Origin of the sequence: Caballeronia choica, assembly GCF_001544535.1 — a bacterium.
Lineage (GTDB): Bacteria > Pseudomonadota > Gammaproteobacteria > Burkholderiales > Burkholderiaceae > Caballeronia > Caballeronia choica.
The window spans coordinates 1-5,384 of the sequence record NZ_FCON02000285.1; the positions used below are offsets into that span (position 1 = coordinate 1).

Consider the following 5,384-nt stretch of genomic DNA (forward strand, 5'->3'; position numbering starts at 1 on the left):
GGGCTTTATGTCACCCCATGAAGCCCGTCACGCAGCCACCATGAAAGAGGCCGCCTGAGTTGCAAACCCGTGTCCAGCCAATCCGAGCCGGTACAACGGAAGTGCCGATCGAACTGTTCTAACATGGTCGGCGACGTCCCAAGTCAGCAACATCGTGCGTATGACGGCGTGGCTAACTACCTGTATGCATGGCATACAAACATTTACAGTTAGTCTCACGCTGACCGAGTCACCATATGTTTTTCACCTTATCCGAAAAGGGAAACGACCGTGTCAAATCCGCTCAAACCGTCCGGCTACGACCTCATCCACAATCCCCGCCTCAATCATGGCTCCGCGTTTACGCAAGCTGAACGCGAGAAACATCATCTGGAGGGTTTGCTTCCGCCGGGGGTCAGCTCGCTTGAACTGCAAGTCGCACGGACGCATGCGGAACTGTCTCATCTCGACAATGACCTGCAAAAATATCTGCTCTTATCGGACCTGCAGGCGCGCAACGAGACGCTCTTTTATGCGGTGCTAATGTCCGATCCCGCGACGTTCATGCCGGTGGTGTACACGCCAACGGTCGGCGAGGCATGTCAGAAATTCAATCACGTTTTCCGGGCGACACGGGGCCTTTATATTCCGATAAGTGCGCGGGGTCGCGTAAATGAGTTGCTTGCGAACTGGCCTGAGAAGGACGTTCGGTTTATTGTAGTGACGGACGGCGAACGCATTCTTGGACTGGGCGACCTTGGCGTAGGCGGCATGGGCATTCCTATCGGAAAGCTCGCGCTATACACAGCTTGCGCGGGCGTTCCGCCCCAACACTGCTTGCCTGTCATGCTTGATGTGGGCACGAACAACGCTACGCTTGTCGATGACCCGCTCTATCTCGGCCTTCGTCAGGATCGCGTTCGCGGAGATGATTACCACGCGTTTGTCAATGAGTTCGTGCAAGCGGTTCAGGCGGCTTATCCGAAATGCTGCATCCAGTGGGAAGACTTCGCGAACTTCAACGCGGTCCCGCTGCTTGCACGCTTCAAAGACAAGACTTGCACCTACAACGATGATATTCAGGGCACTGCGGCAGTCGCGCTCGCGGGGATTTATGCCGCGTTGCGCATCTCGAAGCAGAAGCTTACGGACCAGCGATTCCTGTTTCTTGGCGGCGGCTCCGCGGCGACGGGTATCGCCGAGTTGATCAGTCAGGCCATGGCGATTGAGGGCATGGATATCAACACGGCACGCAAGCGAAATAATCTCTTTGATGTCAACGGTCTGTTGGTCTCCTCCCGAACCGACCTCGCCGACTTTCAGAAGGTTTTTGCCATCGACCACCAACCGGTTTCGTCGTTCTCGGACGCTATCGAGGCGTTGAAGCCAACGGGGATTATCGGCGTGAGCACGGTACCCAAACTTTTCAACCAACGGGTGATCGAAGCCATGAGCGCCATTAATGAACGGCCGATCATCTTCCCGTACTCGAATCCGACATCGCGTTCCGAGTGCACCGCTGAAGAGGCGTATCGATGGTCGAAGGGCAAGGCCATTTTCGCGAGTGGAAGTCCGTTCGCGCCGGTCGAGCTAGAGGGGACGACCTTCGTTCCAGGGCAGGGCAACAATGTCTACATTTTTCCCGCGATGGGTATGGCGGTCTTCGCGACGGAAGCAACCCGCGTAACCGATGAGATGTTCATCGTTGCAGCGAAGGCCGTAGCCGAGCAGGTTAGTGACGAAAGCCTCGAGAAAGGCCTGATCTATCCACCGCAGAGCAAAATCTACGAAGCGTCGATGCATGTGGCGGCGTCGGTGGCTGAGTATATTTTTGATCATAATCTCGCGCGGATCGAGAAGCCGCAAAATCTCATTGAGCATATGAAGGCGGCGGCTTATTCGCCTTCTTATACGGAACTTTGATGTGTAGGACTCAGGGGAAAGGAAACCGCAGGCGGCGGATCTGCCCCTTCCTGCTTGGAGGGAACGGGCGGCGCCGTCAGGACACACAGTCTAAAGCTTGGTCTAGGTGTATTGAAAACGCGACGGCCTTGTAAGCGAAGTGCAGCACCCCGTCTCGTATAGGGTGTCGCGATGCCCGACACGACTTCGTATCGGCAACTCCCACCTGAAGGACGCCTGGCCATCGCAAAAGCCTACGGCTGGGAGATGTGATGTGAGTATCCGGTCCATGGCCCGGATACTGGGCGCTTGCCAGCCACCGCCAGCCGTGAGCTGATGCGAAACAGTCCGCCGTGGCGCGGGACTAGCCGCGTAAGCCGCAAATAGTCAGCGGCTGCTTGCAGTTTCCCGTCCACGCTCAGTGCTGTTCTCTGTCGAAGTCGTTCTCGCCTTTCCGTTGCCGCGGCGGCCGCCTATGGTCCAGCGAAACTGTCCGATGCATTCCACGCACGGGTTTGTCCTGTTGTCGCGGACTGCCGCGAAGCGTAGCCTGTGTAGCATTTAGAACAGAGAATATAGTCTCGCCTCAGTCTGACCCATATGCTCTGGGCGTATCGTTGCTCCGCGTGGTCGCCATGCGTGTAGTGTGCCCCACATGAAGGCGTTAGTATTCTGATCCGGTCGCACCAAATCGTGGCAAAGTGGCTTGATCGAGCCCACGGCTGCGACTACAACCTGGCGATTGTTTCACAATCGCCAAAGGTGACTTGGGAGACTCCACGAATACGTGCGGGAGATGCAGTCCTTCGAAGGAACCATGACTGCGGTCCGGCGTCGCAAGTTAGCGTCGTCGCGCAGACGACGTTTCGAGGCTTGAAAACGTTTTGCGGCGGGTGGGAGAGGGGCGCGGGCGCCTTGTCACGCTGGCGATCCGGCAGATTGCGCTACCGTACGAGGGCTTGGTTAACAAACGAGATGGCTGTGGGGGGGGTCAAATGGCCGCAGGCAAACCGCTGTACAGGTCGCTTTATTTCCAGGTGATTGTCGCCATTGTCATCGGTGTCCTGGTCGGCTTTTTCGCGCCGCACTGGGGAGAGGCGATGAAGCCGCTCGGCGACGCCTTCATCAAGCTGATCAAGATGATCATCGCGCCCATTATCTTCTGCACCGTCGTCATCGGTATTGCGGGCATGGAAGATATGAAGAAGGTGGGCAAGACCGGTGGACTGGCTTTGCTCTATTTCGAAATCGTCAGCGGCATTGCTTTGCTCGTCGGGCTGTTGATCGTCAACCTGGCGCAACCCGGCGCCGGAATGAACGTGGATCCCGCGACGTTGGACGCGAAGGCAGTGTCGATGGTGACCGGCGCGCGCAAGATGGAGAGCACTACCGAGTTTTTGATGAACATCATTCCATCGACCGTGGTCGACGCGTTCGCCAAGGGGGAGATATTGCAGGTTCTGCTGTTCGCGCTCATGTTCGGATTCGCCTTGCACGCATTCGGCGGTAGGGGCACGTTGGTATTCGATTTTGTCGAGAAGATCTCCCATGTGTTTTTCGGGATTGTCGGTATCATCATGAAGGTAGCGCCGATCGGGGCGTTTGGCGCAATGGCCTTCACCATTGGTAAATACGGTATCGGCAGCATGCTCTCGCTTGGCAAGCTGATGGCCACGTTCTACGTCACCTGCCTGCTCTTCATCTTTGTCGTGCTCGGACTCATTGCCCGCTTCCATGGTTTCAGTGTGTGGAAGCTAATCAAGTATCTGAAGGAAGAGTTGTTTATCGTGCTTGGCACGTCGTCATCCGAAGCGGCGCTGCCGCGGGTGATGGTAAAGCTGGAAAATCTCGGCGCGAAAAAATCGGTGGTTGGGCTGGTCATTCCTACCGGCTATTCCTTCAACCTCGATGGCACATCGATCTACCTCACCCTGGCGGCCATTTTCATCGCGCAGGCAACGAACACGCCACTGGACCTGACCCACCAGCTTACCTTGCTGGCCGTATTGCTGTTGACCTCCAAAGGCGCCGCCGGTGTCACGGGCAGCGGGTTCATCGTGCTTGCGGCAACACTGTCCGCCGTCGGACATGTACCGGTTGCGGGGCTGGCGCTCATTCTAGGCATCGACCGGTTCATGTCCGAAGCGCGCGCGCTAACCAATTTCATCGGTAACGCCGTGGCTACATTGGTGGTTGCCAAATGGACCAATGAACTCGATGAAATCAAGATGCGTAGCGTCCTGGATCACGAGACTCCGGAGGAGGCGGACGAGCCCGAAAAGGTGTGGGACCAGAAAGACGAAAGGATGCCTGTCGCCGCGGTGCCGGGCGCCCCCTCGGGTAGTGAGTGAGCGGCCGTGAACCGCCAGGCGTGGCTCAGGCCGCAACGGATGCGGCCTGAGCAGCGACTGACACCGGGTAGCTAAGGGCGGTCGTCAGTGCCGTAACTCGACGCGAGCAGGGCAAGGACATTCTCGCGTCGGCTTTTGGATCGAATGTACATGGATAGGAAAAGAGCCACGCGTGGTCAGGCTGCGGCGATGTTGCCCATATCGCGTTCAAAGTCGATGATGCAGCCAATGGCACCAAAGTTAGCGAGCGAAGTCGCGCTTGACTATCATCTGACACTGGAAGTCCTACGCAGCGGTCATGGCGATGAATACCATCTCGGAAGCATGGCACAAGTCACTTACACGGCGATGCTTGTTAGTCAGGCAAGCGATGCAAGCGGGTGTGCAGGATTGTTTCGTGAGGCGAAGGAGACGATCCTGCGCTGCCGCCGGGCAGGCCTTGAAACGGGTGTCTGGATGGCGGACGAGCAAGCTTGCGCAATCCTCGGCGAAATTCTCACAGTGTTCGATCAGCAACTTGCCACGGTGCCCCTTGAGGAATTCAAGGTGGCAAATGAAAGCCTCAAAAAGATTTTTAGCGCGACGGAGAACGGCCCAAAAGGTTCTGGCGTTTGTCTGCGTCCACCGATGTATTCGAAGTGAGATGCTAGAGCTGACCGGCCGCCCACTTTGAAACGACGTTCGAAGATTCGAAGTCGCGACCGCTGAACTTGAGCGTTGCGTGTCCAACGGGCCATGCATGGGAATCGCGCGAGATGCCGTGTTGACCAATCTCACCGGGCCCGTGCGATGGAAGATCGTGCAAAGATCTATCGAATGGCGCGCATCGGGGCAAGCTATGCGTAGTTGTCGGATTGTTCGGTAGACATGGTCGTTAAACGGGAAATCGAAATGACTGACGTAGCGACCGCGATCGGTTACCCGATCGACGCATCCGGCTGTCGGATTCTCGTCACGCTGCTAACTATTGAGAGTTGCAAAAAACATGACAACTGATTCGGCTCCGGTGCGTTATATCTCCAGTGGACTGATTGGAGACGCATGCCGTGGCAAAGAAGCCGTTAGACGACGCAACGAAGAAGCGCTTGCGAGCTGGTCGGATGCTGTTGGCGGGCAAGCGGCCAGCCGAAGTGGCGTTGGCCGTCGGGGTAG

General features: G+C 56.9%; 3 protein-coding genes and 1 pseudogene. All 4 read left to right on the forward strand.

What is annotated here, in order from left to right:
* Positions 1-270 precede the first annotated feature (270 nt).
* Positions 271-1,902, forward strand: a complete 1,632-nt coding sequence (locus tag AWB68_RS42380) for an NAD-dependent malic enzyme (RefSeq protein ID WP_087650096.1) — start codon at positions 271-273, stop codon at positions 1,900-1,902.
* Positions 1,903-2,876: 974 nt separating this feature from the next.
* On the forward strand, positions 2,877-4,232 hold the full coding sequence (locus AWB68_RS42385) for a dicarboxylate/amino acid:cation symporter (RefSeq protein ID WP_087650097.1): 1,356 nt from the start codon (positions 2,877-2,879) through the stop codon (positions 4,230-4,232).
* Positions 4,233-4,382: 150 nt separating this feature from the next.
* Entirely contained in the window at positions 4,383-4,874 is a 492-nt protein-coding gene (locus AWB68_RS42390; RefSeq protein ID WP_235028818.1) for a Fis family transcriptional regulator, read from the forward strand.
* Positions 4,875-5,278: 404 nt separating this feature from the next.
* Positions 5,279-5,384, forward strand: a pseudogene (locus AWB68_RS50345) (IS630-like element ISCARN39 family transposase); the annotation flags it as partial.